The 25,380-nt window shown below is 73.6% G+C and carries 24 protein-coding genes; 18 read left to right on the forward strand and 6 right to left on the reverse strand.

All coding sequences use genetic code 11. The features are described 5' to 3' along the window. Nucleotides 1–45: 45 nt before the first annotated feature. From pepN to AB0883_RS29220, 9 genes are all read left to right on the forward strand, one after another. Complete coding sequence (gene pepN / locus AB0883_RS29180) at nucleotides 46–2,562, forward strand: aminopeptidase N (protein WP_366644508.1); 2,517 nt, start codon at nucleotides 46–48, stop codon at nucleotides 2,560–2,562. A gap of 71 nt (nucleotides 2,563–2,633) precedes the next feature. Further along, nucleotides 2,634–3,230, forward strand: coding sequence for a nicotinate-nucleotide adenylyltransferase (nadD, locus tag AB0883_RS29185; RefSeq protein WP_121400205.1), 597 nt, complete (start codon nucleotides 2,634–2,636; stop codon nucleotides 3,228–3,230). 110 nt (nucleotides 3,231–3,340) lie between these two features. Further along, on the forward strand, nucleotides 3,341–3,751 hold the full coding sequence (rsfS, locus tag AB0883_RS29190) for a ribosome silencing factor (protein WP_121400206.1): 411 nt from the start codon (nucleotides 3,341–3,343) through the stop codon (nucleotides 3,749–3,751). Further along, nucleotides 3,748–4,374, forward strand: coding sequence for a histidine phosphatase family protein (locus AB0883_RS29195; protein ID WP_366644509.1), 627 nt, complete (start codon nucleotides 3,748–3,750; stop codon nucleotides 4,372–4,374). The genes rsfS and AB0883_RS29195 overlap by 4 nt, the downstream gene beginning before the upstream one ends. Nucleotides 4,375–4,413: 39 nt before the next feature. Next, the gene (locus AB0883_RS29200; RefSeq protein WP_366644510.1) at nucleotides 4,414–5,274 is read left to right on the forward strand and encodes a DegV family protein; all 861 of its coding nucleotides are present in this window, start codon (nucleotides 4,414–4,416) and stop codon (nucleotides 5,272–5,274) included. A 418-nt stretch (nucleotides 5,275–5,692) separates the two neighbouring features. Then, nucleotides 5,693–6,613, forward strand: coding sequence for a helix-hairpin-helix domain-containing protein (locus tag AB0883_RS29205; RefSeq protein WP_366644511.1), 921 nt, complete (start codon nucleotides 5,693–5,695; stop codon nucleotides 6,611–6,613). Continuing rightward, complete coding sequence (locus AB0883_RS29210) at nucleotides 6,610–9,036, forward strand: ComEC/Rec2 family competence protein (RefSeq protein WP_366644512.1); 2,427 nt, start codon at nucleotides 6,610–6,612, stop codon at nucleotides 9,034–9,036. Before AB0883_RS29205 ends, AB0883_RS29210 begins: the two co-directional genes overlap by 4 nt. A gap of 123 nt (nucleotides 9,037–9,159) precedes the next feature. Continuing rightward, nucleotides 9,160–10,140: a DNA polymerase III subunit delta gene (gene holA, locus AB0883_RS29215; RefSeq protein WP_366644513.1), complete on the forward strand. Its 981-nt coding sequence runs from the start codon at nucleotides 9,160–9,162 to the stop codon at nucleotides 10,138–10,140. Next, nucleotides 10,137–10,658 carry a hypothetical protein gene (locus AB0883_RS29220; protein ID WP_366644514.1) on the forward strand — a complete coding sequence of 174 codons (522 nt, stop codon included), beginning with the start codon at nucleotides 10,137–10,139 and terminating at the stop codon, nucleotides 10,656–10,658. Before holA ends, AB0883_RS29220 begins: the two co-directional genes overlap by 4 nt. 391 nt (nucleotides 10,659–11,049) lie before the next feature. On the opposite strand, the gene rpsT is transcribed toward AB0883_RS29220, so the two are convergent. After that, the gene (rpsT, locus tag AB0883_RS29225) at nucleotides 11,050–11,316 is read right to left on the reverse strand and encodes a 30S ribosomal protein S20 (RefSeq protein ID WP_088998874.1); all 267 of its coding nucleotides are present in this window, start codon (nucleotides 11,314–11,316) and stop codon (nucleotides 11,050–11,052) included. 145 nt (nucleotides 11,317–11,461) lie between these two features. Then, entirely contained in the window at nucleotides 11,462–12,448 is a 987-nt protein-coding gene (locus AB0883_RS29230; RefSeq protein WP_366644515.1) for an aminoglycoside phosphotransferase family protein, read from the reverse strand. Nucleotides 12,449–12,573: 125 nt separating this feature from the next. Here AB0883_RS29230 and AB0883_RS29235 point away from each other — a divergent pair, with 125 nt between their 5' ends. The 8 genes from AB0883_RS29235 to AB0883_RS29270 all read left to right on the forward strand — a co-directional run bounded on the left by AB0883_RS29235 (nucleotide 12,574) and on the right by AB0883_RS29270 (nucleotide 20,453). Further along, nucleotides 12,574–13,110 carry a DUF4240 domain-containing protein gene (locus tag AB0883_RS29235; RefSeq protein ID WP_366644516.1) on the forward strand — a complete coding sequence of 179 codons (537 nt, stop codon included), beginning with the start codon at nucleotides 12,574–12,576 and terminating at the stop codon, nucleotides 13,108–13,110. Between the two features lie 170 nt (nucleotides 13,111–13,280). Beyond that, a complete protein-coding gene (lepA, locus tag AB0883_RS29240) occupies nucleotides 13,281–15,158 on the forward strand; it encodes a translation elongation factor 4 (protein ID WP_366644517.1) in 1,878 nt (625 codons plus the stop codon). A gap of 335 nt (nucleotides 15,159–15,493) precedes the next feature. After that, nucleotides 15,494–15,781 (forward strand): GlsB/YeaQ/YmgE family stress response membrane protein, encoded by a 288-nt coding sequence (locus tag AB0883_RS29245; RefSeq protein ID WP_088998878.1) that lies wholly within the window; start codon nucleotides 15,494–15,496, stop codon nucleotides 15,779–15,781. A gap of 266 nt (nucleotides 15,782–16,047) precedes the next feature. After that, complete coding sequence (locus AB0883_RS29250) at nucleotides 16,048–16,335, forward strand: GlsB/YeaQ/YmgE family stress response membrane protein (protein ID WP_088998878.1); 288 nt, start codon at nucleotides 16,048–16,050, stop codon at nucleotides 16,333–16,335. 226 nt (nucleotides 16,336–16,561) lie between these two features. Next, nucleotides 16,562–17,851, forward strand: coding sequence for a sugar ABC transporter substrate-binding protein (locus AB0883_RS29255; protein WP_366644518.1), 1,290 nt, complete (start codon nucleotides 16,562–16,564; stop codon nucleotides 17,849–17,851). Further along, a complete protein-coding gene (locus tag AB0883_RS29260; protein WP_366644519.1) occupies nucleotides 17,848–18,834 on the forward strand; it encodes a sugar ABC transporter permease in 987 nt (328 codons plus the stop codon). The genes AB0883_RS29255 and AB0883_RS29260 overlap by 4 nt, the downstream gene beginning before the upstream one ends. Further along, nucleotides 18,831–19,688 carry a carbohydrate ABC transporter permease gene (locus tag AB0883_RS29265; protein WP_366644520.1) on the forward strand — a complete coding sequence of 286 codons (858 nt, stop codon included), beginning with the start codon at nucleotides 18,831–18,833 and terminating at the stop codon, nucleotides 19,686–19,688. The genes AB0883_RS29260 and AB0883_RS29265 overlap by 4 nt, the downstream gene beginning before the upstream one ends. Nucleotides 19,689–19,811: 123 nt before the next feature. Then, entirely contained in the window at nucleotides 19,812–20,453 is a 642-nt protein-coding gene (locus AB0883_RS29270; RefSeq protein ID WP_366644521.1) for an MOSC domain-containing protein, read from the forward strand. Between the two features lie 86 nt (nucleotides 20,454–20,539). Here the strand turns inward: AB0883_RS29270 and AB0883_RS29275 are convergent, their stop codons facing one another. The 3 genes from AB0883_RS29275 to AB0883_RS29285 form a co-directional block, all read right to left on the reverse strand. Continuing rightward, entirely contained in the window at nucleotides 20,540–21,475 is a 936-nt protein-coding gene (locus tag AB0883_RS29275; protein ID WP_121400220.1) for a phytanoyl-CoA dioxygenase family protein, read from the reverse strand. A 188-nt stretch (nucleotides 21,476–21,663) separates the two neighbouring features. Then, nucleotides 21,664–22,524 (reverse strand): hypothetical protein, encoded by an 861-nt coding sequence (locus AB0883_RS29280; RefSeq protein ID WP_366644522.1) that lies wholly within the window; start codon nucleotides 22,522–22,524, stop codon nucleotides 21,664–21,666. A gap of 99 nt (nucleotides 22,525–22,623) precedes the next feature. Then, nucleotides 22,624–23,433, reverse strand: a complete 810-nt coding sequence (locus tag AB0883_RS29285; RefSeq protein ID WP_366644523.1) for an enoyl-CoA hydratase-related protein — start codon at nucleotides 23,431–23,433, stop codon at nucleotides 22,624–22,626. 20 nt (nucleotides 23,434–23,453) lie between these two features. On the opposite strand from AB0883_RS29285, the gene hemW reads away from it, so the two are divergent. After that, nucleotides 23,454–24,677, forward strand: a complete 1,224-nt coding sequence (hemW, locus tag AB0883_RS29290) for a radical SAM family heme chaperone HemW (RefSeq protein WP_366644524.1) — start codon at nucleotides 23,454–23,456, stop codon at nucleotides 24,675–24,677. A 40-nt stretch (nucleotides 24,678–24,717) separates the two neighbouring features. On the opposite strand, the gene AB0883_RS29295 is transcribed toward hemW, so the two are convergent. Beyond that, nucleotides 24,718–25,380, reverse strand: coding sequence for a DUF4870 domain-containing protein (locus AB0883_RS29295; protein WP_366644525.1), 663 nt, complete (start codon nucleotides 25,378–25,380; stop codon nucleotides 24,718–24,720).

The raw sequence follows: 25,380 nt of genomic DNA on the forward strand, positions 1-25,380 counted from the left end.
TCATGGGGGAGACACGTACGGTTCCCCATCGGGCAGGATAAGCGGATGCCGAGCCTGACCCGTGTAGAGGCGACCGCGCGTGGCGCGGCGATCACCGTCGAGTCCTATCAGGTGGACCTGGACCTGAGCGGCGACGGCGAGCGGTTCCGCTCCGACGTCACCATCCGCTTCCGCGCGACCCCCGGCGCGGCGACCTTCGTCGAGGTCCAACCCGCGAAACTGCTGGCGGTACGCCTCAACGACCGCGACGTCGACGCGTCCACGCTGGACGACAACCGGCTGCCGCTGACCGGGCTGGCCGAGACCAACACGCTCACCGTCGCCGCCGAGATGGCGTACTCGAACACCGGCGAGGGGATGCACCGCTTCGTCGACCCCGCCGACGGCGAGACCTACCTCTACGCGATGTCGTTCCTGGACAACGCGCAGCGCCTCTTCGCCGCCTTCGACCAGCCCGACCTGAAGGCCCCGGTCACCATGTCGGTCACCGCCCCGCCGCACTGGGTCGTCGCGGCCAACGGCCAGCTCGCCGCCACGCCGCGCCCCGGGCGCTGGGAGTTCGCCCCGACGGCGCCGCTGGCCACGTACTTCGTCTCGCTGATCGCCGGCCCCTGGCACGTCCGGCGCGACGAGCACGACGGCATCCCGCTCGGCGTCTACTGCCGGCGCTCCCTCGCGGCGCACCTGGACGCCGACGCCGAGGAGATCCTCACCGTCACGAAGCAGTGCCTCGACCGGTTCCACCAGCTCTTCGCCGAGCGCTACCCGTTCGGCAAGTACGACCAGGCGTTCGTGCCGGAGTTCAACGCCGGCGCGATGGAGAACCCGGGCCTCGTCACCTTCCGCGACGACTACGTCTTCCGCTCGGCGGTCACGGACACCGAGCGGGAGCAGCGCGCCACCACCATCGCCCACGAGATGGCGCACATGTGGTTCGGCGACCTGGTCACCATGCGCTGGTGGGACGACCTGTGGCTCAACGAGTCCTTCGCGGAGTACCTCGGCACCCGGGTGACCGCCGAGGCGACCCGCTTCGGCCAGGCCTGGACGACCTTCGCCCTGCGGCGCAAGGCCTGGGGCTACGCGGCCGACCAGCGCCCCTCCACCCACCCCGTGGCGCCCGAGGAGGTCGCCGACGCCGCCGAGGGCCTGCTCAACTTCGACGGCATCTCGTACGCCAAGGGCGCCAGCGTGCTGCGGCAGCTCGTCGCCTGGCTCGGCGACGACGCCTTCCTCGCCGGCCTCAACGCCCACTTCGCGAAGCACCGGTTCGGCAACGCCACCCTGACCGACCTGCTCGGCAGCCTCGCCGCAGCCGCCGGGCGGGACCTGTCCGGCTGGGCGGAGCGCTGGCTGCGCTCGGCGCAGGTCAACACGCTGCGCGCCGAGGTCACCGTCGACGCCGACGGCCGCTACACCGAGGTGGCCGTCGGGCAGACCGCGCCCGCGTCGCACCCGGTGCTGCGCCCGCACCGCATCGGCGTCGGCCGGTACGCCGCCGACGGGACGGTCGTCCGGGCGGAGGTCGACCTCGACCCGGACGCCGACGGCGGCCGTACGGTGCTCACCGGGCTGGCGGGCGAGCCGGCGGCCCGGCTGCTGCTGCCCAACGACGGCGACCTGACGTTCGCCAAGATCCGGCTCGACCCCGCGTCGGCGGACGCCGTGCCGCTGGTGCTGCCCGGCCTGGCCGATCCGCTGGCCCGGGCGCTGCTCTGGGGCGAGGCGCTGGACGCCGCCACCGACGGGGAGCGGCCGGTCGCCGGCCTGGTGGCCCTGATCGCCGCCGCCCTCCCCGTCGAGACCGAGGTGATCATCGCCGAGGACGTGCTCGCGCTCAGCCGCTCGCTGGTCGACCGCTACCTCGACCCGCTCGCCCGCGCGGCCGCCCTGGCGCAGGTCGCCGGCGCCTGCGGGAAACTGCTCGACGGCGCCCCGGCCGGCGGCTCGTTGCAGCTCGCGGCGGCCCGGGGTTGGATCGCCGCCAGCACCGACGCCGACCGGCTGGCCGGCTGGCTCGCCGGCCGGGACGTCCCGCCGGGGCTGGCGGTCGACGCCGAGCTGCGCTGGGCGCTGCTGCTCCGACTGGTGGTGCTCGGCGCGGCAGGTGCGGCGGAGATCGCCGCCGAGGCCACGGCCGACCCGAGCGCCGCCGGCACCGAGCGGGCCGCCCGCTGCCGCGCGGCGCTGCCCGACGCGGAGGCCAAGCGGGCCGCGTGGGAGATCGTCGTGTCGAACACCGAGCTGTCGAACCGGCTCGTCGAGGCGACCGCGGAGGGGTTCTGGCAGCCCGAGCAGGCCGAGCTGACCGCCGGCTACGTGGCGCGCTACTTCGCCGACATGCCGGCCGCCGCGCGGTCGCGTACGCCCTGGGTGGTGGAACAGGTCGCGAAACTGGCCTTCCCCCGCTACGCCGTGGCGCAGCCCACCCGGGAGGCGGCCGCGGCGCTGCTGGCGCGCGACGACATCACCCCCGGCCTGCGCCGGGTGGTCACCGACGCCGACGACGACCTGCGCCGAGCCCTGGTCGCCCGGACGGCGGTCGCCGCGGCGGCGGCCTGACGCCGCCCGCCGGGCGGGACGGTGCGGCGGCCCCCCGGGGCCGCCGGTTCCGCCCGGCCTAGGATCGCGGGGTGGAGGAAGACATCCGGCGGGTCGGCATCATGGGCGGCACCTTCGACCCGATCCACCACGGGCACCTCGTCGCGGCCAGCGAGGTGGCGGACCGGTTCGGGCTGGACGAGGTGGTCTTCGTCCCCACCGGCCAGCCGTGGCAGAAGGCGGACGAGCCGGTCAGCCCGGCGGAGGACCGCTACCTGATGACGGTCATCGCCACCGCCTCCAACCCGCGCTTCCAGGTCAGCCGGGTGGACATCGACCGGGGCGGGCCCACCTACACCGTCGACACCCTGCGCGACCTGCACGCGGAGTACGGCCCGAAGGTGCAGCTGTTCTTCATCACGGGGGCGGACGCGCTGGAGCGGATCCTCTCCTGGAAGGACCTGGACGAGATCTTCGAGCTGGCCCACTTCATCGGCGTGACCCGGCCGGGCTTCGAGCTGACCGCCGCGCACCTGCCGGCCGACACGGTGAGCCTGGTGCAGGTCCCGGCCATGGCCATCTCGTCCACGGACTGCCGGGCGCGGGTCGCCCGGGGGGAGCCGGTCTGGTACCTGGTGCCGGACGGTGTGGTGCAGTACATCGGCAAGCGACGCCTCTATCAGCCGTGATTCGGCCCGGTATGGGATGGTTCGGGCGGGTAACGCGCCAGAACTGACGAGTCGGGATTCCGCCGGGTGTGAGACGCTTGGAGGATCGCACGGTTGATCGAAGGAGAACGGTGACAATTTCCGAACGCGCCCACGAGTTGGCCATCGCCGCCGCCCAGGCCGCGGCCGACAAGAAGGCGCAGGACATCGTCATCATCGACGTGGGCGACCAACTCGCCATCACCGACGCGTTCCTGCTCGCCGCGGCTCCCAACGAGCGTCAGGTGCTCGCCATCGTCGATGCCATCGAGGAACGGCTGCTCGAGCTGCCGGAGAAGGCCAAGCCGGTCCGGCGCGAGGGCGAGCGGGGCGGCCGGTGGGTGCTGCTCGACTACGTCGACATCGTGGTGCACGTCCAGCACACCGAGGAGCGCGAGTTCTACGCCCTCGACCGGCTCTGGAAGGACTGCCCGACGATCCCGTTCGTCGACCGCGACCTCGTCGACGCGGAGTCCGGCACCGGCTCCACCACCGCGGAATGACCCGCCTGATCATCTGGCGGCACGGCAACACCGACTGGAACGCCGCCAGCCGGGTCCAGGGGCAGACCGACGTACCGCTGAACGACCTCGGCCGTGAGCAGGCCCGCACCGCGGCGCCGCTGCTGGCCGGGCTGAGTCCCGACGCCATCGTGGCCAGCGACCTGAGCCGCGCGGCGGACACCGCCGCCGCGCTGGCCGCGCTGACCGGGCTGCCGGTGCGCACCGACCCGCGGCTGCGCGAGCGGCACTTCGGGTCCTGGCAGGGGCTGGCCCTCACCGAGGCCGCCGAGCGCCACCCCGCCGAGTTCGCCCGCTGGCGGGCCGGTGACCCGGACCCCGGCGCCGGCATCGAGACCCTCGACGACCTCGGCAAGCGGGTCGGCGCGGCCCTGTCCGACGCCGCCGACGCCGTGCCCGGCGGCACCGTGGTGGTCGCCACCCACGGCGGCGCGGCCCGGCAGGGCTGCGGCCACCTGCTCGGCTGGGAGCACGCCGTCCTGCGCACCATCGGCTCGTTGCAGAACTGCCACTGGACCGAGCTGCGCCACGACGCCGGCCGGGGCTGGCACCTGCGCGCCCACAACGTCGGCCTGATCACCGTCCCGGCCACCGAGGCCGTCTGACCCGGGCGTTCCCCGGCTACATCGGCTAGCGTGCCGGGCATGCCCGTCGCGGTCGTCACCGACTCCACCGCCTATCTCCCGCCCGAGCTGCTGCGCGACCACCGGCTGACGGTGGTGCCGCTGGCCGTCGTGCTCAACGGCGCCGAAGGGCTGGAGGGGGTGGAGACCACCCCCGCCGACGCCGCCCGGGCGCTCGGCGGCCGGCGCGTCTCGGCGAGCACCTCCCGCCCCGCGCCGGAGCAGTTCGCCCGGACGTACCGGGAGCTGTTCGACGCGGGCGCCGACGGGATCGTCTCGGTGCACCTGTCGGCCGAGCTCTCCGGCACGGTCGAGGCCGCCCGGCTGGCCGCCGCCGGCTTCGACGAGCGGGTCGCCGTGGTCGACAGCCGCTCGACCGGCATGGGCCTCGGCTTCCCCGCCGTCGCCGCCGCCACGGCCGCCGAGCGGGGCGGGGACCTGCCGGCGGTACGCGACGCCGCGGCCGACGCCATCGCCCGTACCAGCATCTGGTTCTACGTCGACACGCTGGAGTTCCTCCGCCGGGGCGGCCGGATCGGCGCCGCCGAGGCGCTGCTCGGCACCGCCCTGTCGGTCAAGCCGATCATGCACATGCCAGACGGCGCGATCGTCCTCAGGGACAAGGTGCGTACGGCCAGCCGGGGCGTGGCACGGCTGGTCGACCTGGCCGTCGAGGCCGCCGGCGACGCCGAGGTCGACCTGGCCGTGCACCACCTCGCCGCGCCGCAACGGGCCGAGGCGCTGCTGGAGGCGCTGAAGGTCCGGCTGGGTGACCGCCTGCACGACTCGTACGTCTCGGAGGCCGGCGCGGTGGTCGCCGCGCACGCCGGGCCCGGCCTGGCCTGCGTGGTCGTGCACCGTCGGCCCCCGAGCACCGGCTAGCCGCGACCCGGCACGCTCCGCGCCCCTCCGGATCGGCCGGCGTGCTGTCGACCTGCCCCATCGGGCGTGCGCGCTCCACCTGCCCGGCCCGGGTGGGCGTCGGCGGGCGCTGTCGAACGGCCTGGTCGGGCGGGGTGCTCGGGCGGCTGTCGAGCTGCCCCGCCGGGCGGGGCGGTAGCGGGCCGGCCGGCGGAGGGCAGCGTCGGACCGGCGGCGGGATTCGTCGACGGGGTGACCCTGCCTGTCTACTGCGGACGGTCCGTGCTCGTGCCGGACCCGGAGGCGCACTGACCTGCGGCTGCTCGCCGCCCTAGCACATCGGCCCCTTGATCAGGCGGTTGTCCACAGGCGGCGCCGTCGTCCACAGCCGGGCGCCGACCGGCCCCGCGTCCCGCCGTCGCGGACCTAGCCTCGCGTCGTGTCAGACGACGAGGAGACGGTGGTCCGGGAACGACTGCGCCGGCTGGTGGCGGGCCGTCCGTCGACCGCTCCGCGGGCGCACCCGGGCGGGTCGGCCGGTCCCGTGGGACGGTCCGGCGGACCCGTCGGGCCGTCCGTCGACCATCCGGGCCCGGTCGGGGTGTCGGAGCCGGTTCCGTCGCCGCCCCGCGCACCGGCGTCGTCCCTCGCCGGCGCGGCGGAGCTGCCGGAACCCGACCCGCCGGTCCGCGCCGCCGAGGCCGCTGTGGCGTCCCGGTTGCCGGGGCCCGGGGCGTTCGACCCCGGGCGGCGGGGGGTGCGCGCGCTGGCCGCTGTCGCCGTCGTGGTGGTGCTCGGGGCCGGCTTCTGGGCCTGGCGGTCCCGGCCGCAGACCGAGCCGGTCCGCCCGGTGGCCAGCGTCGGAGCGTCCGACGCGACGGTGACCGGCCTCGCGGAACCGGCCGCCACGCCGGCCGGCGAGCTGGTGGTCGCGGTCGCCGGCAAGGTACGCCGTCCCGGGCTGGTCCGGGTGCCGGCCGGCGCGCGGGTCGCCGACGCCGTGGAGGCTGCCGGCGGGGCGCTGCCGGGGGTGGACGTGGCCCTGCTCAACCCGGCCCGGAAGGTCACCGACGGCGAGCTGATCCTGGTCGGCGTCGCGGCACCCCCGGGCGCGGCACCCCCGCCCGGGGCGGCTGTCGGCGGCGCGCCGGGGGCGCCCGGCGCGGGTGGCCGGCTCAACCTCAACACCGCGACGCTCGCGCAGCTCGACGCGCTGCCGGGGGTCGGCCCGGTGCTCGCCCAGCGCATCCTCGCCCGCCGCGACCAGCAGGGCGGCTTCCGCTCGGTCGGCGACCTGCGCCAGGTCGACGGCATCGGCGACGCCCGCTACGAGCAGCTCAAGGACCTGGTGACGGTGTGACGGCGGGCGTGCCCGGCCCTTCCGGCCCCGGGGCCGCCGGCGTCGACGCCGGCGGCGAGCGGGTCGCGGCGGCCATCGACCTGCGGCTGGCCGGCCTGGCGGTGGCCACCTGGCTCGCCGCGCTGGCGGGGCTGCACCTGACCGTCGGCGGGGCCCTGCTGCTGGCGATGGTGGCCGCCGGGGCGGCGGGGCTGGGCGGGCTGCACCTGGCCGGCGTCCTCGGGCGGCCGGCCGCCCCGACCCGGCGGTACGGCTGGATCGCCGTCGCCGTGCTGCTCGGCGTGGTCTGCGGTGCGACGGCCACCGCCGCCCGGCTGTCCGTCCGCGACGCCGGACCGGTTCGCGCCCTGGTCGAGGAACGGGCCCTCGTCACCGCCGAACTGGTCGTCCGCGACGATCCCCGCCCCGTACGCGGCGTCGTCGGACGCCCGGCCACCCTGCTCGTGCCGGCCGAGCTGACCCGGTTCACCGGCCCGGACGGGCGGCGGATCGCGACGCCGGCCCGCGTGCTGGTCCTCGCCACCGATCCCGGCTGGCGGGGGCTGCTGCCCGGGCAGCAGCTGACCGCCGAAGGACGGCTCGCCGCCCCGCGCGGCGGCGACCTGACCGCGGCGGTGCTGAGCGCGGCCGGACCGCCGGCGCCGCACGGGGCCGCCCCGTCGTCGCAGCGGGCCGCCGGGTCGCTGCGTGCCGGTCTGCAACGCGCCTGCGCGCCGCTTCCCGACGAGCAGGGTGGGCTGCTGCCCGGTCTGGTGGTCGGGGACACGAGCCGGCTGCCGCCCACCGTGGAGGAGGACTTCCTCGCCACCGGCATGACCCACCTGAACGCCGTCTCCGGTTCCAACGTGGCCATCGTCGTCGGCGCCGTGCTGCTGTTGGCCCGCTGGGCGCGGGCCGGGCCCTGGCTGGCCGCCGGGATCTGCGGGCTGGCCCTGGTCGGCTTCGTCATCCTGGTCCGTCCCTCGCCCAGCGTGGTACGCGCCGCCACCATGGGCGCCATCGGGCTGGCGGCGTTGGCTGCCGGGCGTCCCCGGGCGGCGCTGCCCGCCCTCTCCGCCGGGGTGGCCGTGCTGGTGCTGGTCGACCCGGAGCTGGCCGGCGACGCCGGCTTCGCGCTCTCCGTGCTGGCCACCGGCGGTCTGCTGCTGCTCGCCCCGAGGTGGCGCGACGGGCTGCGTCGTCGAGGTGTGCCGGCCGGGCTCGCCGAGGCGCTGGCCGTGCCGGCGGCCGCGCAGCTCGCCTGCGCCCCGGTGGTGGCCGGGATCTCGGGCACGGTGAGCCTGGTCGCCGTGCCGGCGAACCTGCTCGCGGTGCCGGCCATCGCGCCCGCCACGGTGCTCGGGGTGCTGGCGGCGGCGGTGTCGCCCGTCTGGCCGGCCGGGGCGGAGTTCGTCGCGTGGCTGGCCAGCTGGCCGGCCTGGTGGCTGGTCACGGTGGCGCGGCAGAGCGCGCGGTTGCCGGCGGGCACGCTGCCGTGGCCGGGCGGGGTGACGGGGGCCCTGCTGCTGGCCGGGCTGGCCGTCGCGCTGCTGGTGGCCACCCGGCACCCGGTGGTCCGCCGGCTGGTGGCGGTGGTCGTCGTCGCCGTGGTGGCCGGCACGCTGCCGGTACGGCTGGCCGCCCCCGGCTGGCCCCCGGCGGGCTGGGTGGTCGCCGCCTGCGCGGTAGGCCAGGGCGACACCGTCGTGCTGCCGGTGGCGGCCGGCCGGGCGGTGGTCGTCGACGCCGGGCCGGACCCGGGGGCGGCGGACGGCTGCCTGCGCCGGCTGGGCGTACGGGAGGTCGCGCTGCTGGTGGTCAGCCACTTCCACATCGACCACACCGGCGGCGTCGCGGGCGTGTTCCGGGGCCGACCGGTGGGCGCGGTGCTCACCCCGCAGTGGCCGGAGCCCGCCGCCGGGCGGGAGCTGGTCCTCGCCGAGGCCGCGGCGCACTCGGTCGACGTGGTGGCGGGCGCGGCCGGCTGGCGTTACCGGGAGGGTGGCGTCGAGTTCACCGTCATCGGCCCGCCCCGTCCGCTGCGCGGCACCCGGTCGGATCCCAACAACAACTCGCTGATGCTGCTCGCCACCGTCTCCGGCGTACGGATCCTGCTCGCCGGGGACGCCGAGACCGAGGAGCAGCGGGCGTTGCTGGACGACACGGGGCCGGGCGGCCTGCGGGCCGAGGTGCTGAAGGTCGCGCACCACGGGTCGGCCTACCAGGACCCGGCGTTCCTGGATGCGGTGCGTCCCGTGGTCGCCCTGGTGCCGGTGGGGACGGGCAACACCTACGGGCATCCCAATCCGGCGGTGCTCGGGCGGCTGGCCCGGGGCGGGGCGCGGGTGCTGCGTACCGACACGGACGGGGACGTGGCGGCGGTGCTCGGCCGGGCCGGTCTCGGGGTGGTGACGCGGGGCACGCCGCCGGGACGACAACGGTAGAAATCGACGCCGATTATCGGCATTAGCGGTGGACTGCGGTAAATGTCTGGATTTGCGCTGACTGCGGGCTTCGCACCCGCAGTGCCGACGAGCGGACTGGATCCGGCGGCCGGCCGTGCGAATATGGGCGGCGTGACCGCCGCCAGCCTCGCTCCTATTCTGCTCGTCCTCGGCGACGAGGAGCTGCTCGCCACGCGCGCGGTCACCGAAGCCGTGGCGAAGGCCCGCAGCGTCGACCCCGACGTGGACGTCCGCGAATACCAGGCCGGTGCCCTCGTCGTCGGCGAGATCGCCGAGATGCTCAGCCCGTCCCTCTTCGGCGGGCGTCGGGTGCTGGTGCTGCGCGCCGGCCAGGACGCCCGTAAGGACCTGGTGGCGGCCCTGCTGGCGTACGCGAAGAACCCCGACCCGGACGTGCAGCTCATCGTGTTGCACCTCGGCGGGGCCAAGGGCAAGGCGTTCGCCGACGGGCTGAAGGCGGCCGGCGCGACGGTGGTGCCGGCGGCCAAGCTCAAGGGGCACCGCGACCGGGTGGCCTTCGTCCGGGACGAGATCCGCCGGGCCGGCGGGAAGTGCACCGACGACGCGGCCGAGGCGCTCATCGCGGCGGTCGGCAACGACCTGCGCGAGCTGGCCGCCGCGTGCTCCCAGCTGATGGCCGACACCGACGGGCGGATCGGCGCCGACACGGTCTCCCGCTACTACCGGGGCCGGGTCGAGGTGACCGGCTTCACCGTCGCCGACGCCGCCATGGTGGGCGACGTGCCGGGGGCGCTGGAGGCGCTGCGCTGGGCGCTGCACGTGGGGGTCGACCCGGTGCCGATCGCCGACGCGATCGCCGACGGCGTCCGCACCGTGGCCCGGGTCGCCGCCGCCGGTCGGGGCGACCCCTTCCAGCTGGCGAGCACCCTCGGCATGCCGGCATGGAAGATCAGGTCCGCTCAGCAGCGGGCCCGTGGCTGGACGCCGGAGGGGCTGGTCCAGGCGATGCGGGCCGCGGCCGAGTGCAACGCGGCCGTCAAGGGCGGCTCGGACGACCGTGCGTACGCGCTGGAGCGGGCCGTGTTCTCGGTCGCCGCCGCCCGGCAGGGTGGCGCCCGGTGAGCGGAGCACCCCGTGGCTCGTGGGCCACGATCCCCGCCGACGAGGAGCGGTACCGTCCGCTCTACGCGCGCCTGCTCCGGCTGCGCTTCGTCAACCCGGGCGGGGTGCTCTGCTTCCTCTTCTTCGAGGGCGCCGTCGCGCTCGCCGCGCTGCTCGCCCTCGCCGAACTGGTCACCTGGTGGGCGGTGCTCATCCTGCCCGCCACGGTGGCCGCGATGGTGAAGCTCAACGACATGGTCGCCGCGACGGTGGTCCGCTCCGCCGCCCTCGTGCCCGAGCAGGAACGGGACCGCTTCCGCCAGCAGATGGAGCCGGTGGTCGGGCGGGCCAGGGTCGACTGGGTGGCGCACACCGTGCCGGGCGTCGTCGTCACAGCGTCGCCGATGCCGCGCGCCGCGCGGGCCGTACGCGACCGGCAGGTGCACCTGGACCCGCAGCACGGCACGGGGGAGCGGGACGTTGCTCGCGCGGACGCCGAGTTCGGCCCGCAGCGTGCCCGCCCCGATCCGTTGGGCTGACGATCCGCCGCCCGCCGCCCGCCGCTTCCTGTGGGTCGCCTCGGTTCAGATCTTGGAAGGAAACGGCCCGGCTGGGGGCCGGTTCTCGCCAAGATCTGGTGCGGAATGACGCGCGATCAGGCCCATGGCCACTACCTGCGGCGTGATCCGGGTGGCCTCGGGTCGCGGCGATCGCGTGCGCCCCCGGCGACCCGCTTGGCCGCATCCCGTCTGGCGGGGGCGGTACGGACGCTCTCGGGACAGCAGGCGTTGCTCGTGGCTCCGGATCAAGCGACGACTACAACCCGGCGGAGGGGACCCCGGCCGGGTGGTGGTGCGGAACGCGGTACGGCAGACAGCCGGAAGCCCCGGGAAGTGCCCGGGGCTTCCGGTCAGGTCTGAGGTCGCCTCGTCAGGCGGAGAGCGACACCACGCGCTTGGCGATCGCGGACTTGCGGTTCGCGGCCTGGTTCGAGTGGATCACGCCCTTGCTGACCGCCTTGTCCAGCTTGCGCGAGGCGTCACGCATGAGGATGGTGGCCTTCTCGACGTCACCGGCCTCAGCAGCCTCGTTGAACTTCCGGACGGCGGTCTTCAGCGACGACTTGACCGACTTGTTACGCAGCCGGCGCTTCTCGTTCTGCCGGTTGCGCTTGATCTGGGACTTGATGTTCGCCACGCGACAGCCTCGTCTTGATAGCTCGGGTTGGTCTGCTTCCGCGCGCGACGAGCATGCGTCATCGCTGCGCGAAGAGCCAGGTTACCAGGTCGCCCGGGACGAGCCAAAACGGCTCGGTCCCCGCCCTCGCCGGCGGGCTTCCGGCTCACGTCCAGCCCTGCCGGCGGGCGAGCCAGCCGAGTGACTGCTCACCGCTCCACCGCTGGTGCGCCGGGAGGTGCGGCGACGCGGTCCCGGGCGTCGCGGCGGCGGTGGTGAGGAAGTAGCCGGACAGGGCGGCGAGGGCGGCGTCCAGCGCGTCGGGAGGCGCGCCCGCCGATGCCGGGTGCCGGGCGAAGAGCGCGTCGGCGTCCAGGCCGTCGGCGTACGCGGTGAGCAGCAGGGTCACCAGGTCGAACCAGGCCGGCCCCTGGCAGAGCCACGTCCAGTCGCAGAACCAGGCCCGCCCCGCCCCGTCGATCAGCACGTTGTCCAGCCGCAGGTCGCCGTGGATCAGACCGGTCGCGCCGGCGGCGTACGCCGGGAGGCGGGTCTCCAGCGCGACCAGGTCGGGCAGGTGGTCCCGGACCGGCGCGGGCAGCGGCGGTGCCGGCTCCCGGCCGGCGGCCACCTCGCCCCACCAGAGGATGTCGTCCCGGGCCAGGTCGGCGAGGTGGGGCAGCCGGAGTTCGCGCAGCCCGGCCGGGGCGTCGGCCAGCGCGGCGGCGATGTCGGCGTACCCGGTCAGGGTCGCGGTCAGCTCGGCGGGGTCCCAGGGCAGCCGGGGGGTGTGCCCGTCGACGGCGTCCAGGCAGAGCGCGAACCAGCCGGCCTCGTGCAGCGTCCACCGGGGGCGGGGCACCGGCAGCCCGTCCGGCAGCCGGTCGAGGATCGCGGCCTCCCGGGCGTACCAGTCGACCAGTCGCGGTTGCTCGGCGGTGGCGGCGGCCTTGACGAAGGCCCGGCCCCCGGCGGCGGTGCGGAGCACGGCGGCGAAGCCGCGGGTGAAGCCGGCGCCGGCGACCCGGGCCGCGACCACGGGCGCGCCGAGCCGCTCGCCGACGGCGGTACGCAGCGCGGCCGGCAGCGTCGCCCACTCCGGCCGGCGGGCGGTCGCGTGGTACGGCACGGGCGGCGGGGACGTCGGGGTCACGCCACCATGCTGCCGGGCGGCGGGTCGGGCCGCACCGCCACCGCCACCGCCTCCCGCGCACGCGACCCGCCGGGCCTGCCGTGGCGGGGCGGGGGCGGGGGCGCGGTCTGCCAGACTGCCAGGCCATGAGGACCGACGACTTCTGGCAGTTGATCGACCGGGCCCGGGCCGGCGGCGGGGGAGAGCCGCACGCGGTCGCCGCGCGGGCCGTCGCCCTGCTCGCCGAGCGCGACCCGGAGGACATCGTCGGGTACGCCCGTCACCAGGCCCGGGTGCTGTCCGCCTCGCACAAGGTCGACCTCTGGGGCGCCGCCTACCTGATCAACGGTGGCGTGTCCGACGAGGGCTTCCACCACTTCCGGGGCTGGCTGATGACCCAGGGGCGCGAGGTGTTCGCGCGTGCCGTCGCCGACCCGGACTCGCTGGCCGGGTTGCCGCAGGTCAGGGCGGCCTCGCTCAGCGGCGAGGAGTTCTCGGCCGCCGAGATGCTGGCGGCGCCGTGGGACGCGTACCGCCGGGTCACCGCCGCCGAGTTGCCGGCGGACCCGGAGCCGGTGCCGGTGCCCGACCTCAACGACTTCTGGGACTTCGACGACGAGGAGGAGGCGAAGCGGCGGCTGCCGAAGCTCGCCGCGCTCTTCGTCGAGCCGCCCGCCGAGTGACCCCGGTCGCCCCCGCGCCGCTGGGCGCGGGGTGCGGCTGGGCGGCGCTCGCGAGGCGGTCCAGGCGGTGGGGATCGCCCGCACAGCGGACGCGCGGCGGCGACGTGGGAGCATAGAGGGGGCCGGCGTCGTGCCGGCCCGCTCACGTCAGCCGACCAGAACGGACCGCTGTGCCACCGACGCTCGATTCCGGCGCGAACGCTCCTGGTTCCACCGACCCGGCGCGCATCCGGAACTTCTGCATCATCGCCCACATCGACCACGGGAAGTCGACCCTGGCCGACCGGATGTTGCAGCTCACCGGCGTGGTCGACCCCCGGCAGATGCGTGCGCAGTACCTCGACCGCATGGACATCGAGCGCGAGCGCGGCATCACGATCAAGAGCCAGGCCGTCCGGATGCCCTGGACCATCCGGGAGGGCGACCGGGCCGGCGAGACCGCCGTGCTCAACATGATCGACACCCCGGGCCACGTGGACTTCACCTACGAGGTGTCCCGGTCGCTGGCCGCCTGCGAGGGCGCGATCCTGCTGGTAGACGCCGCGCAGGGCATCGAGGCGCAGACCCTGGCGAACCTCTACCTGGCGCTCGAGAACGACCTGCACGTCATCCCGGTGCTCAACAAGATCGACCTGCCGGCCGCCCAGCCGGAGAAGTACGCCGAGGAGTTGGCGCACCTCATCGGGGGCGACCCGGCGGACTGCATCCGGGTCTCCGGCAAGACCGGCGACGGCGTGCCGTACCTGCTCGACGAGATCGTCCGGCAGTTCAAGCCCCCCGTCGGCGACGCGGAGGCGCCCGCCCGCGCCATGATCTTCGACTCGGTCTACGACGTCTACCGGGGCGTGGTCACCTACGTCCGGGTCATCGACGGGCGGATCAGCGCCCGCGACCGGATCAAGATGATGTCCACGGCCGCCGTGCACGAGCTGCTGGAGATCGGCGTCATCTCGCCCGAGATGGTGAAGGCCGACGCGCTCGGCGTCGGCGAGGTGGGCTACCTGATCACCGGCGTGAAGGACGTCCGCCAGTCCCGGGTCGGTGACACGATCACCATCAACTCCCGGCCGGCGACGGAGGCCCTGGGCGGCTACAAGGACCCGAAGCCGATGGTCTACTCGGGCCTCTATCCGATCGACGGCTCCGACTACCCCAACCTGCGCGAGGCGCTGGACAAGCTCAAGCTCAACGACGCCGCGCTCGACTACGAGCCGGAGACCTCGGGCGCGCTCGGCTTCGGCTTCCGCTGCGGCTTCCTCGGCCTGCTGCACCTGGAGATCATCCGGGAGCGGCTGGAACGCGAGTACAACCTCGACCTCATCTCCACCGCGCCGAACGTGGTCTACCGGGCCATCACCGAGGACGGCCAGGAGATCGTCGTGACGAACCCGAGCGAGTACCCCACGGGCAAGATCGCCGAGGTGTACGAGCCGGTCGTGCGCGCCACGGTGCTCACCCCGAACGACTACGTCGGCGCGGTGATGGAGCTCTGCCAGGGGCGCCGGGGCAGCCTGCTCGGCATGGACTACCTCTCCGCCGACCGGGTGGAACTGCGCTACACGCTGCCCCTCGCGGAGATCATCTTCGACTTCTTCGACCAGTTGAAGAGCCGCACCAAGGGCTACGCCTCGCTGGACTACGAGCCCTCCGGCGAGCAGGCGTCCGACCTGGTGAAGGTCGACATCCTGCTGCACGGTGAGCCGGTCGACGCGTTCAGCGCGATCGTGCACAAGGACAAGGCGTACAACTACGGCGTCACGATCGCCGCGAAGCTGCGCAACCTGATCCCGCGCCAGCAGTTCGAGGTGCCGATCCAGGCGGCGATCGGCAGCCGGGTGATCGCCCGGGAGACCATCCGGGCGATCCGCAAGGACGTGCTCGCCAAGTGCTACGGCGGTGACATCAGCCGCAAGCGCAAGCTGCTGGAGAAGCAGAAGGAGGGCAAGAAGCGGATGAAGATGGTGGGCCGGGTGGAGGTCCCCCAGGAGGCCTTCATCGCCGCGCTCTCCTCCGACTCCGGCGACGCCAAGGCCCCCGGCAAGAAGTGACCCGCCGCCGGTGCGTCCGGCGGATGACGACGTACGACGGCCGGCGCCCCGGCCGGGCTGCGGACCCTCGGTGGTCCCGCCCGGCCGGGGCGTCGGCCGTTCGCGTCGAAGGAATTTTTCGGCCCCGCGGCCCCCGCGCTCCGCCCGCCGGACGGAAGGGCGCCACCTGCGTGAATGGTCGCGCGAGGGCAATGGCCGCGCCATGTGCCATTGACGTACGACGTCGTCCTCGTCGGTCGGACCGGTTTGGGTTTTCGGCGGGTCGGGAACTTAGCGGTCACGACAGGAACACCACGGACAGTGGGAACTGATTCTTATAGAAGGAGGAGGGCGACGTGGAGCTCACCGTTTGGGGCATCGTCACCGCGCTCATCGTTGGTCTTATCGTCGGCGCTCTGGGTCGCCTGCTCGTGCCGGGCCGCCAGAACATGCCGATGTGGCTGCACATGCTGATCGGTGTGGGCGCCGCGCTGCTGGGTACCGTGCTGGCCCGGGCGATGGGTATCGCGACCTCGACCGCCGGCATCGACTGGGGCGAGCTGCTGGTCCAGGTCGTGCTGGCCGCGATCGCCGTGGCCCTGGTGGCCGGTGTGGGTCGTCGCCGCAGCGTCACCCACCGGTAATCCCCCTACCGCTCGACGGGCGCCCGACCGGACAGGTCGGGCGCCCGTTCGCGTCCGCCCGGGGCCCCTCGCGGCAGCCCCGGGCGTCCGTCCGCCCGGTCCCGGCGGACGTGGCAGCGCTGCGGCGGTGCCGGAAGTCCGGTCTGGGCATGTGTCGAACCGGTGCCCCGGAAAGTCGGTTTGGAATTTCGGCGGGTCGGGAACTTAGCGGTCACGACAGGAACACCACAGATCGTGGAACTGATTCTTTCAAGGAGGAGGGCGACATGGAGCTCACCGTTTGGGGCATCGTCACCGCGCTCATCGTTGGTCTCATTGTCGGCGCTCTGGGTCGCCTGCTCGTGCCGGGCCGCCAGAACATGCCGATGTGGCTGCACATGCTGATCGGTGTGGGCGCCGCGCTGCTGGGTACCGTGCTGGCCCGGGCGATGGGTATCGCGACCTCGACCGCCGGCATCGACTGGGGCGAGCTGCTGGTCCAGGTCGTGCTGGCCGCGATCGCCGTGGCCCTGGTGGCCGGTGTGGGTCGTCGCCGCAGCGTCACCCACCGGTAATCCCCCTACCGCTCGACGGGCGCCCGACCGGACAGGTCGGGCGCCCGTTCGCGTACGCCCTGATCGTCTCGGCGCGCCCGGTTTCGCCCTCCGCCCGGCCGCGCATGATCGATCCGCTGCGGTACCGTCGCCTCTCTTTCGCCGACCGCCCACTGTCGTAAAGGATTTTTTCCTACTAAGGTGCGGCGGAGAAGGTTAGTGCCAAGCGGCGCGAGGGAGATGTGGCGTGAACAGGTGGAAGCGGCTGGCCCCGGTCACCGCCGTCGTGGCCTCGGCCGCGATGGTCCTGGCCGGTTGCGGTGGCTCCGATGACGAAAAGGCCGCCGACAACAGCAAGCTGACGGTCTGGATGATGGGCGAGGGCAGCGAGGCGCAGACCAAGTTCCTCGACGGCGTCGAGACCGAGTTCCGGCAGAAGCACCCGGACACTGACGTGGTGGTCCAGTACATCCCCTGGCTCGAGGCGCCGAAGAAGTTCCAGGCCGCGCTCGCCGGTGGCGAGGGGCCGGACGTCACCGAGCTGGGCAACACCGAGACCCAGGGCTGGGCGGCGCAGGAGGCGCTGGCCGACGTGACCGACCGGATGAACGGTTGGACCGAGGGCAAGGACATCCTCCCCGACCTGGTCAAGAACGCCCAGCTCGACGGCAAGCAGTACGGCGTGCCGTGGTACGCCGGCGTCCGGGGCATGTACTACCGCACCGACTGGTTCGCCGAGGCGGGCGTGAAGCCGCCGACGAACTGGGAGGAACTGGTCTCCGCCGCCAAGACCGTGCAGGCCAAGAAGCCGGGCACCTACGGCATCGCGCTGCCCGGCAACTCCGAGCTGCCCTTCTACTCGTTCCTGTGGGGCGCCGGCGCGGAGATCGCGACGCAGCAGGGCGGCTCCTGGAAGTCCGGCTACAACACGCCGGAGGCGCAGAAGGCCGTGAAGTTCTGGACCGACCTGGTGACCGTGCACAAGGTGGCCCCGCCGGCCGCCGCGGGCTGGAACGAGATCGACGCCCGGACGCAGTTCGCCACCGGCAAGGCGGCGATGGCCTTCGCCGGTAGCTGGCAGCAGGGCGCCATCAAGAAGGACAACCCGGAGATCGAGAAGGTCTGGGGCACCTTCCCCATCCCCGGCCCCGACGGCAAGGCGGCGCCGGGCTTCGCCGGCGGCTCCGACGTCGCGATCTGGAAGGACAGCGAGCGGCAGGATCTCGCCTGGGACTACCTGACCGTGCTGCTGAACAAGAAGAACGACCAGGCGTTCGCCGACAGCCTCGGCTTCTTCCCGGTCTACAAGGACCTCGTCGGTGGCGACAAGTACGCCAGCGACAAGATCATGGCGGCGTTCGCCACCACGATGCAGAACACCAAGCTCACGCCGCTCACCCCCAAATGGGTCGAGGTCAGCCGGACCAAGACGGTGACCCAGGCGATGAACAGCTCGGTCATGAAGGGTCAGAAGACGGTCGAGAAGGCTACCGCCGACGCGGCCGCGGAGATGGAAAGCATCCTCAACGCCAAGTGACCACGCTGACCGAGGCGCCGGAGACGGCCGCCGCGCGGGAGACCCCCGCGCGGCGGCGTCGCCGGGTGGACCGCCTGCCCTACCTGCTGCTCCTGCCCTGCCTGGTGATCATCGGCGTGCTGCTGCTCTGGCCGCTCGGCCAGGTGGTGGTGATGTCCTTCCACCAGCTCAACAACGTCCGACAGCTGCGCGGCGACCGCGAGTGGCCGTGGGTTGGCCTCGGCAACTACGCCGAGATCATCAGCGACCCGTTCTTCCTGACGGTGCTGCGCAACACCGTCCTCTTCGCCGTGGCCAACGTCGTGCTCACGATGATCCTCGGCACCCTGGTCGGGCTGCTGCTCAACCGGCTCGGCAAGCGGATGGCCACCTTCGTGGCGAGTTGCGTGATGCTCGCCTGGGCCACCCCGGCGCTGACCGGCACGATCGTCTGGAAGTGGATCTTCGACGACACCAGTGGCCTGGTCACCTGGGCGTTCAACGCCCTGCCCGACGGGCTGTCGCAGAGCGTGTTCGGACGCAGTGACTGGACCGGCTACGGCTGGTTCAACTCGCCCCTGCTGTTCTTCTCGATCCTGACGCTGGTGGTGGTCTGGCACTCGTTCCCGTTCATCGCGGTCAGCGTGCTGGCCGGGCTCAAGAGCGTGCCGAGCGAGCTGCACGAGGCGGCCCGGGTCGACGGGGCCGGACCGTGGAAGGTGTTCTGGAAGATCACCTTTCCGCTGCTGCGGCCGGTCTTCGGGATCCTGATCGTGCTCTCCACGATCTGGGACTTCAAGGTCTTCACCCAGCAGTTCGTGCTGGCCGGCGGCACGCAGGACCGGCCGACGTTCATGCTCTCCATCTACTCGTACGCGGAGGCGTTCTCGCCCCCGCCGAAGTACGGTCTCGGCGCCGCGATCGCGGTGATCCTCACCCTGATCCTGCTGGTGGTGACCGGCCTGTACGTCCGCATGGTGCTCAAGCAGGAGGAGGACGCGTGACGCGACGTGGAGGCGGCGGGGGCGCGAAGCGGCTCGCGCTCAACGGCGCGGGTCTGCTGGTGGCGCTCTTCGCCGCGTTCCCGGTCTACTGGATGATCGCGACCTCGCTGAAGCCGAGTTCGGAGATCTTCTCGTCCACCCCCCGGCCGGTGCCCACCGAGCCGACCCTGGAGCACTACCGGCAGATCCTCACCGGGAACCTCATCCCGGGCGTCACCTTCGCCGACTTCTTCCTCAACAGCGCGCTGGTCGCGGTCTCCACCGTGGTGCTCAGCGGCCTGGTGGCGCTGCTGGCCGCCACCGCCGTGGCCCGGTTCCGGTTCAAGCTGCGGACCACCTTCCTGATCATGCTGCTGGTGGTGCAGATGATCCCGCTGGAGGCGCTGGTCATCCCGCTGTTCCTGATGATCCAGCGGCTCGGGCTCTACAACACCCTGCCCAGCCTGATCCTCACCTATCTCGGCTTCTCGCTGCCGTTCGCGGTCTGGATGCTGCGCGGCTTCGTCGCCGCGGTGCCCAAGGAGTTGGAGGAGGCCGCCGCCATCGACGGGGCCAGCCGGGCGCAGACCTTCCGCAAGGTCCTGTTCCCGCTGGTGGCGCCCGGGCTGGTGGCCACGAGCATCTTCTCGTTCATCACCGCCTGGAACGAGCTGATCTTCGCGCTGACCTTCATCAACGACCAGGAGAGCTACACCCTGCCGGTCGCGATGACGTTCTTCTTCGGCCGCGACGACACCGCCTGGGGCCCGGTGATGGCCGCCTCCACGCTGTTCACCCTGCCGGTGATCGTCTTCTTCCTGCTGGTGCAGCGGCGGATGGTCTCCGGGCTGGTGGCCGGAGCCGTCAAGGGCTGACGCCCGCACCCGGAGCTGGCAAGGGCTGACGCCCGCACGAGGACACGCGAGGAAGGGCTCTCGTCCACGAGGGCCCTTCCTCGCGTGTCGGGGGCGTCCCGGCCGCGGGCTAGGCTGACCGCCATGACGGGCAGGCTGGCTTCGGTGAACCTCGGCGGCGTGACCGAGGCGGAATGGGCGGGCGACGCGAGCGGTCGCAGCGGCATCGACAAGCGGCCGGTCGACGGCCCGGTGCTGCTGCGCGCGGACGGGGTGGCCGGCGACTTCATCGGCGAACGCGCCCACCACGGCGGTCCGGACCAGGCGGTCTACGCGTACGCCGAGGAGGACGCGGCCTGGTGGGCGGGGGAGATGGGCCGCAGCATCCGCCCCGGCGGCTTCGGGGAGAACCTGACCACGTACGCGGTGGACGTGACGGGCGCCGTGATCGGCGAGCAGTGGGCGGTCGGGTCGGCGCTGCTCCAGGTGACCAAGCCGCGCACGCCGTGCACCACCTTCGCCGGCTTCTGGGGCGTGCCCGACCTGATCAAACGGTTCACGGCGCGGGCGACGCCCGGGGCGTACCTGCGGGTGCTGCGCGAGGGGGAGGTCGGCGCGGGGGACCCGGTCGAGGTGGTGGAGCGGCCCGCGCACGGGGTGACGATCGGCGAGGTGTTCCGGGCGTTGAGCCTGGAGCCGGAGCTGCTGCCCCGGCTGCTCGACGCGCCCGACCTGCCGGACGGGCTCCGGGAGAAGGCGCGCCGCCGGCTCGCCGGCCGCAGCTGACGGCGGGCGGATGAACGGGAACGGGCCCCGTCCCGTGGGGGAGGGGGCCCGTCCGACGTCGGCCCGGCGCGCGCCGGGTGACCGGGTCAGCGCAGCCAGGGCACGCTGCGGTCGAGCAGACCGCGCTGCTTGAGCTCCTTGCGCAGCGGGATCTCGTCGTCGATGTAGCCGTCCCAGTTGATGCCCCAGTAGTTGGCGGTGTGGGTGCCCTCACCGCAGAGCTGGCGCTGCACCGGCGTGCGGTTGGCCCACCACTCGCCGTCCTTGTCGATGTGCAGCTCGTCCAGCGGTCGGATCCACCGGTAGGTGTAGCCGACGAAGAGCATCTTGCGGGTGATGGTCGACAGGTTGGTCGACCGCGAGTGCCACTGGCGGCGGTCGAAGATGAAGGCGTCACCGGGGTTGGCGGTGATCTCCACCGTGCCCTCCGGGTCCGGGTTGTGCACGGAGGTGTCCTCCGGGCGGGGCAGCGAGTTCCACAGGTGGCTGCCCGGGATCACCTTGGTGGCGCCCCGGCCCTTCTCCGACAGGTCGGACAGGACGTAGGCCACCTTGAGCGAGAACATCGGCCGGGGCAGGTTCGGGTCCATCGTCTCCGGGTCCGAGTTCTGCCGGTACCCGTCCTGGTGCCAGCCCCAGTAGGGCTTCTCCGGCTCCGCCGCCGGCGGGGTGACGTCCAGGTGGTTGTGGTGGGTGTAGATGTTCCAGCCGGCCAGGCCCCACATGTACGGGAAGGCGATCGGGTGGGTCAGCAGGTCGCCGAACAGCTCGTCGCGCTCCAGGAAGCCCAGCAGGTGCAGGGTGCCGTCCTTGGTGGTGGTGCCCTTCGCCTTCTCCTCGGCGTAGACGCGGTCCACCGCCGCCTCCAGCGCCGCCCGGTGGTCCTCCGTCAGCACGTTGCGCAGCAGGAGGAAGCCCTGCTCGTGGAACTCCTTGCGGTCGGTGTCACTGATCGGTTCGTAACCGGTCCGGTCGCCGTAGTCGAACACCTCGACGTACCCCTCCCCATGAGGCGAAACCATTGCTGGCACAGGCCGCCGATCGTAACCCGCTGGTTTCGGGGCGGGACACTGCCCAGCACGATATGCGACCGTTGTCCGGACTGTAGGGAGCGGCACGGTGACGATCGGTCACAGCTTCGATGCGTGTCGGGGGTTATCGCGGGGAATGCCGGTTTGCGCGGTGACTGCCGGTAAGGAGATCGGGGCCACTACGCCTCGGCGAAGACCTCCGCGACGACCCGCCCGGTGGCCGGCGTGTCGTCGGTCCGGTTCCAGGTGCCGTCGCGGGCCGTCCACTCCAGGTCGCCGAAGCGGACCCGCTTGACGCCGTGGTCCTGGGCGTGGGAGACCAGCCAGTGCGCGTACCGCCAGCCCCGCAGCTCGTCGGCGGCCGGGACCGTCAGGCCCGTCAGGTCCGCCGCGGTGCTCGCGCCGGCCAGGCCCCAGTCCAACGACAGGCCGCGGGTCAGCGCGCTCGCCGCGGCCTCGCCGCGCATCGCCGGGTCGCGGCCCACCGTGCAGGCGACCGCGCCGGTGGCGTGCCCGACGAGGGCCCGGGTCAGCACCTCGGACTCGTCCGCCCACTTCTGGTACGCCTCCGGGAAGGCCGAGCGCTGCACCTTCTGCGCCGCGTCGGTGACCCGCATCTGCTCCCAGCCGCGCACCTTCTTCAGCGCGGCGTAGAACTTCCTGGCCGCGTACCGGGGGTCGCGGATCTGCTCCGGGGTGCCCCAACCCTGACTGGGGCGCTGCTGGAACAGCCCGACCGAGTCGCGGTCGCCACCGGCGAGGTTGCGCAGGCCGGATTCCTGGTAGGCGGTGGCCAGCGCCACGACGACGGCCCGCTCGGGCATCTTCCGCTGGATGCCGATGGCCGCGATCGTCGCCGCGTTGGCCATCTGGTCGGGGTCCAGGGCCACCCGCCCGTCCGCCTGCACCGTGCAGGTCCGGCTGGCCAGGGGGAGGCGCAACTGCCCGCCCATCTGCCGGATGACGATCCAGATCCCGACCGCGGCGAGGACGACGAGGACGACGCCGCCCGCCACGACTGCCCGAGTACGCACCCACACCCCCTGATCGACAGTCCGACAAGCGTACGTCCCTCGTGGTGCCTTCCGGGTCGTCCGACCGGTTCTCCGCGACCGCCCGGCGCGACGCGCCCCCCGGCGTTACCGGTCGGCGCCCGAGGCGGCGTCGCCGTCGGTCGGCACCCAGCTCGCCGGCCGCTTCTCCCGGAACGCCAGGACGCCCTCGCGTCCCTCCTCCGACAGGAAGTACCCGGTCGAGAGGGTGGACAGGCCGGCGATCTCCGCCCGCAGGTCCGTGGCGGGCGGCCGGCGCAGCAACTGCTTCGCCCCGGCCAGCGCGCCCGGTGCCCCCCGCACCAGAGAGTCGCAGTACCCCGCAACCGCCGCGTCCAGTCCGTCCGCCGGCACGGCGGCGGTGACCAGGCCGATCTCGGCCGCCCGCCGGCCGTCGAAGGTGTCGCCGGTCAGGTAGAGCTCGGCCGATGCGCGGGGGTGCAGGCGGGGCAGCACGGTCGCGGAGATCACCGCCGGCACCACGCCGATCCGCACCTCGGTGAAGGCGAACGTCGCCTCCCGCGCGCACACCGCCAGGTCCGCCGCCGCGATGAGGCCGAGGCCGCCCGCCCGGGCCGGGCCGGCCACCTTCGCCACCACCGGCTTCGGGCACTCCCAGACCGCCGCGAGCACGTCGCCGAGCATCCCGGCCGGCACGGTCCCGCTGGCGTACGCGGCGGCCGTCTCCTTCAGGTCCGCCCCGGAACAGAAGACCGGGCCCGTGTGGTCGAGCACGATCACGCGTACGGAGTCGTCGGCGACCGCCTCGGCGAGGCCGGCCAGCAGCTGGGTCATCAGCGGCGTGGAGAGCGCGTTGCGGTTGTGCGGGCTGTCCAGGGTGAGGGTGGTCACCCCACGGGCCGTGGCGGCCCGCACGAGCACGTCGGGAGAGGTCATGGAAGGGCACACTAGTGGCCATGCCCGGCGTCCTTCCAGAAGGCGAAACCGTCCCCGTCGACGGCTCGCTGCCCGCCACCGCCACCCGAGCCGTTGGCGCGCGCGGCTTCGGCGTGTACGTGCACGTGCCGTTCTGCGCCAGCCGCTGCGGCTACTGCGACTTCAACACGTACACCGCCGCCGAGCTGGGCGGCGGGGCGGGCCGGGAGGACTACGCCGACACCGTGCTGGCCGAGCTGGCGCTGGCCCGCCGGGTGCTGGGCGACGCGCCGCCGTCCCGGGTCGACACGGTCTTCGTCGGCGGCGGCACCCCGACCCTGCTCCCCGCCGACGACCTGGCCCGGATCCTCGACGGCATCGACCGCACCTGGGGGCTCGCGTCCGACGCCGAGGTGACCACCGAGGCCAACCCGGAGTCGGTCACGCCGGAGTCGCTGAAGGCGCTGCGGGCCGCCGGCTACACCCGGATCTCGCTGGGCATGCAGTCCGCCGCGCCGGGGGTGCTGGCGATCCTCGACCGTACGCACAGCGCAGGCCGGGCCGTCGCCGCCGCCCGCGAGGCGCGCGACGCCGGGTTCGACCACGTCAACCTGGACCTGATCTACGGCACGCCGGGGGAGACCGAGGCGGACTTCGCCGCCTCCCTCGACCAGGTCGTCGCCGCCGGGGTGGACCACGTCAGCGCGTACGCCCTGATCGTGGAGGACGGCACGCGGCTGGCCGCCCGGATGCGGCGCGGCGAGCTGCCGTACCCCTCCGACGACGTCGCCGCGGACCGCTACCTCGCCGCGGAGGCCGCCCTCGACGCGGCCGGGCTGTCCTGGTACGAGGTGTCGAACTGGGCCCGCGACGAGGCGGCCCGGTGCCGGCACAACCTGCTCTACTGGACCGGCGCCGACTGGTGGGGCCTCGGCCCGGGGGCGCACAGCCACGTCGGCGGCGTGCGCTGGTGGAACGTCAAGCACCCCACGACGTACGCGAAGCGCCTGGCCGGCGGCGAGTCGCCCGGCCTCGCCCGCGAGGTGCTCACCGCCGACGAGGCGCACATGGAGGACGTCATGCTCCGACTGCGCCTCGCCTCCGGGCTGCCCCTGGCCGCCCTCGACGACGCCGGTCGGGCCGGCGCCGCGCGGGCCCTCGCCGACGGGCTGCTGGTCGCCGACGAACACGCGGCCGGTCGGGCCGTGCTGACGCTGCGGGGCCGGCTGCTCGCCGACGCGGTCGTCCGTGACCTGCTGCCGTGAACCGCGTGCCGGGGCCGGCCGGGGGAGCGGCCGACCCGGGTCACCTGGTGAAGCCGTAGGTCATCGGGTAGCGGTAGAGCACGCCCTCGTTGGCCTTGACCCCGCCGACGATGCCGAAGATCAGCGGCACCAGCCAGACGAGCATCGGGACGAAGAACAGCACCCCGCAGGTGATCAGCGTGACCACCCAGCTCAGCACCCCGACGATCATCCAGGTGAGCTGGAAGTTCAGCGCCGCGACGGCGTGCGCCCGGGCGGTCGGCGACTGCTGCCCCCGGGCCATCAGCGCGATGAGCGGCGCCAGCCAGCCGAGCAGGCCGCCGCCGACGATCACGCCGACCGCGCCGCCGAAGTGGGCGATCAGGGCCCAGTTCTTGTCGTCGTTGCTGGCGTAGCCGCCCGTCGGCGGTCCGTAGCCGCCACCGGCCGGGTAGCCGGCCCCCGGCGGGCCGTAGCCGCCGGGCGGAGGGAAGCCACCGGGCGGGGGATAGTCACCGGGCGGGGGGTAGCCGCCCGACGGCGGCTGGTCGCCGGTGGGCGGCGGATAGTCACCGGGTGGAGGATGGTTGCCCGGGCCGGGTGCCCCGGACAGTGGTGCGGTGGGGTCGCCGGAGCCGGCGTGGCCGGGAACCCCCGACGGAGCGGTCGGATCCGGCGGGAAGCCGGGGTCCCCCGCTCCGGGAGGGCGAGGTGGTTCAGTCAT

The sequence above is a fragment of the Micromonospora sp. NPDC047812 genome (genome assembly GCF_040704175.1).
Classification (GTDB): Bacteria; Actinomycetota; Actinomycetes; order Mycobacteriales; family Micromonosporaceae; genus Micromonospora.

What these genes read in the sequence shown, in the direction of transcription:
- AB0883_RS29200 (WP_366644510.1), top strand. Translation starts at nt 4,414, where the DNA reads ATGCCCGTCGCGGTCGTCACCGACTCCACCGCCTATCTCCCGCCCGAG.
- AB0883_RS29295 (WP_366644525.1), bottom strand. Translation starts at nt 25,380, where the DNA reads ATGACTGAACCACCTCGCCCTCCCGGAGCGGGGGACCCCGGCTTCCCG.
- AB0883_RS29275 (WP_121400220.1), bottom strand. Translation starts at nt 21,475, where the DNA reads ATGGTTTCGCCTCATGGGGAGGGGTACGTCGAGGTGTTCGACTACGGC.
- AB0883_RS29195 (WP_366644509.1), top strand. Translation starts at nt 3,748, where the DNA reads ATGACCCGCCTGATCATCTGGCGGCACGGCAACACCGACTGGAACGCC.
- holA (WP_366644513.1), top strand. Translation starts at nt 9,160, where the DNA reads ATGGGCGGCGTGACCGCCGCCAGCCTCGCTCCTATTCTGCTCGTCCTC.
- pepN (WP_366644508.1), top strand. Translation starts at nt 46, where the DNA reads ATGCCGAGCCTGACCCGTGTAGAGGCGACCGCGCGTGGCGCGGCGATC.
- AB0883_RS29250 (WP_088998878.1), top strand. Translation starts at nt 16,048, where the DNA reads ATGGAGCTCACCGTTTGGGGCATCGTCACCGCGCTCATCGTTGGTCTC.
- hemW (WP_366644524.1), top strand. Translation starts at nt 23,454, where the DNA reads ATGCCCGGCGTCCTTCCAGAAGGCGAAACCGTCCCCGTCGACGGCTCG.
- AB0883_RS29235 (WP_366644516.1), top strand. Translation starts at nt 12,574, where the DNA reads ATGAGGACCGACGACTTCTGGCAGTTGATCGACCGGGCCCGGGCCGGC.
- AB0883_RS29285 (WP_366644523.1), bottom strand. Translation starts at nt 23,433, where the DNA reads ATGACCTCTCCCGACGTGCTCGTGCGGGCCGCCACGGCCCGTGGGGTG.
- AB0883_RS29270 (WP_366644521.1), top strand. Translation starts at nt 19,812, where the DNA reads ATGACGGGCAGGCTGGCTTCGGTGAACCTCGGCGGCGTGACCGAGGCG.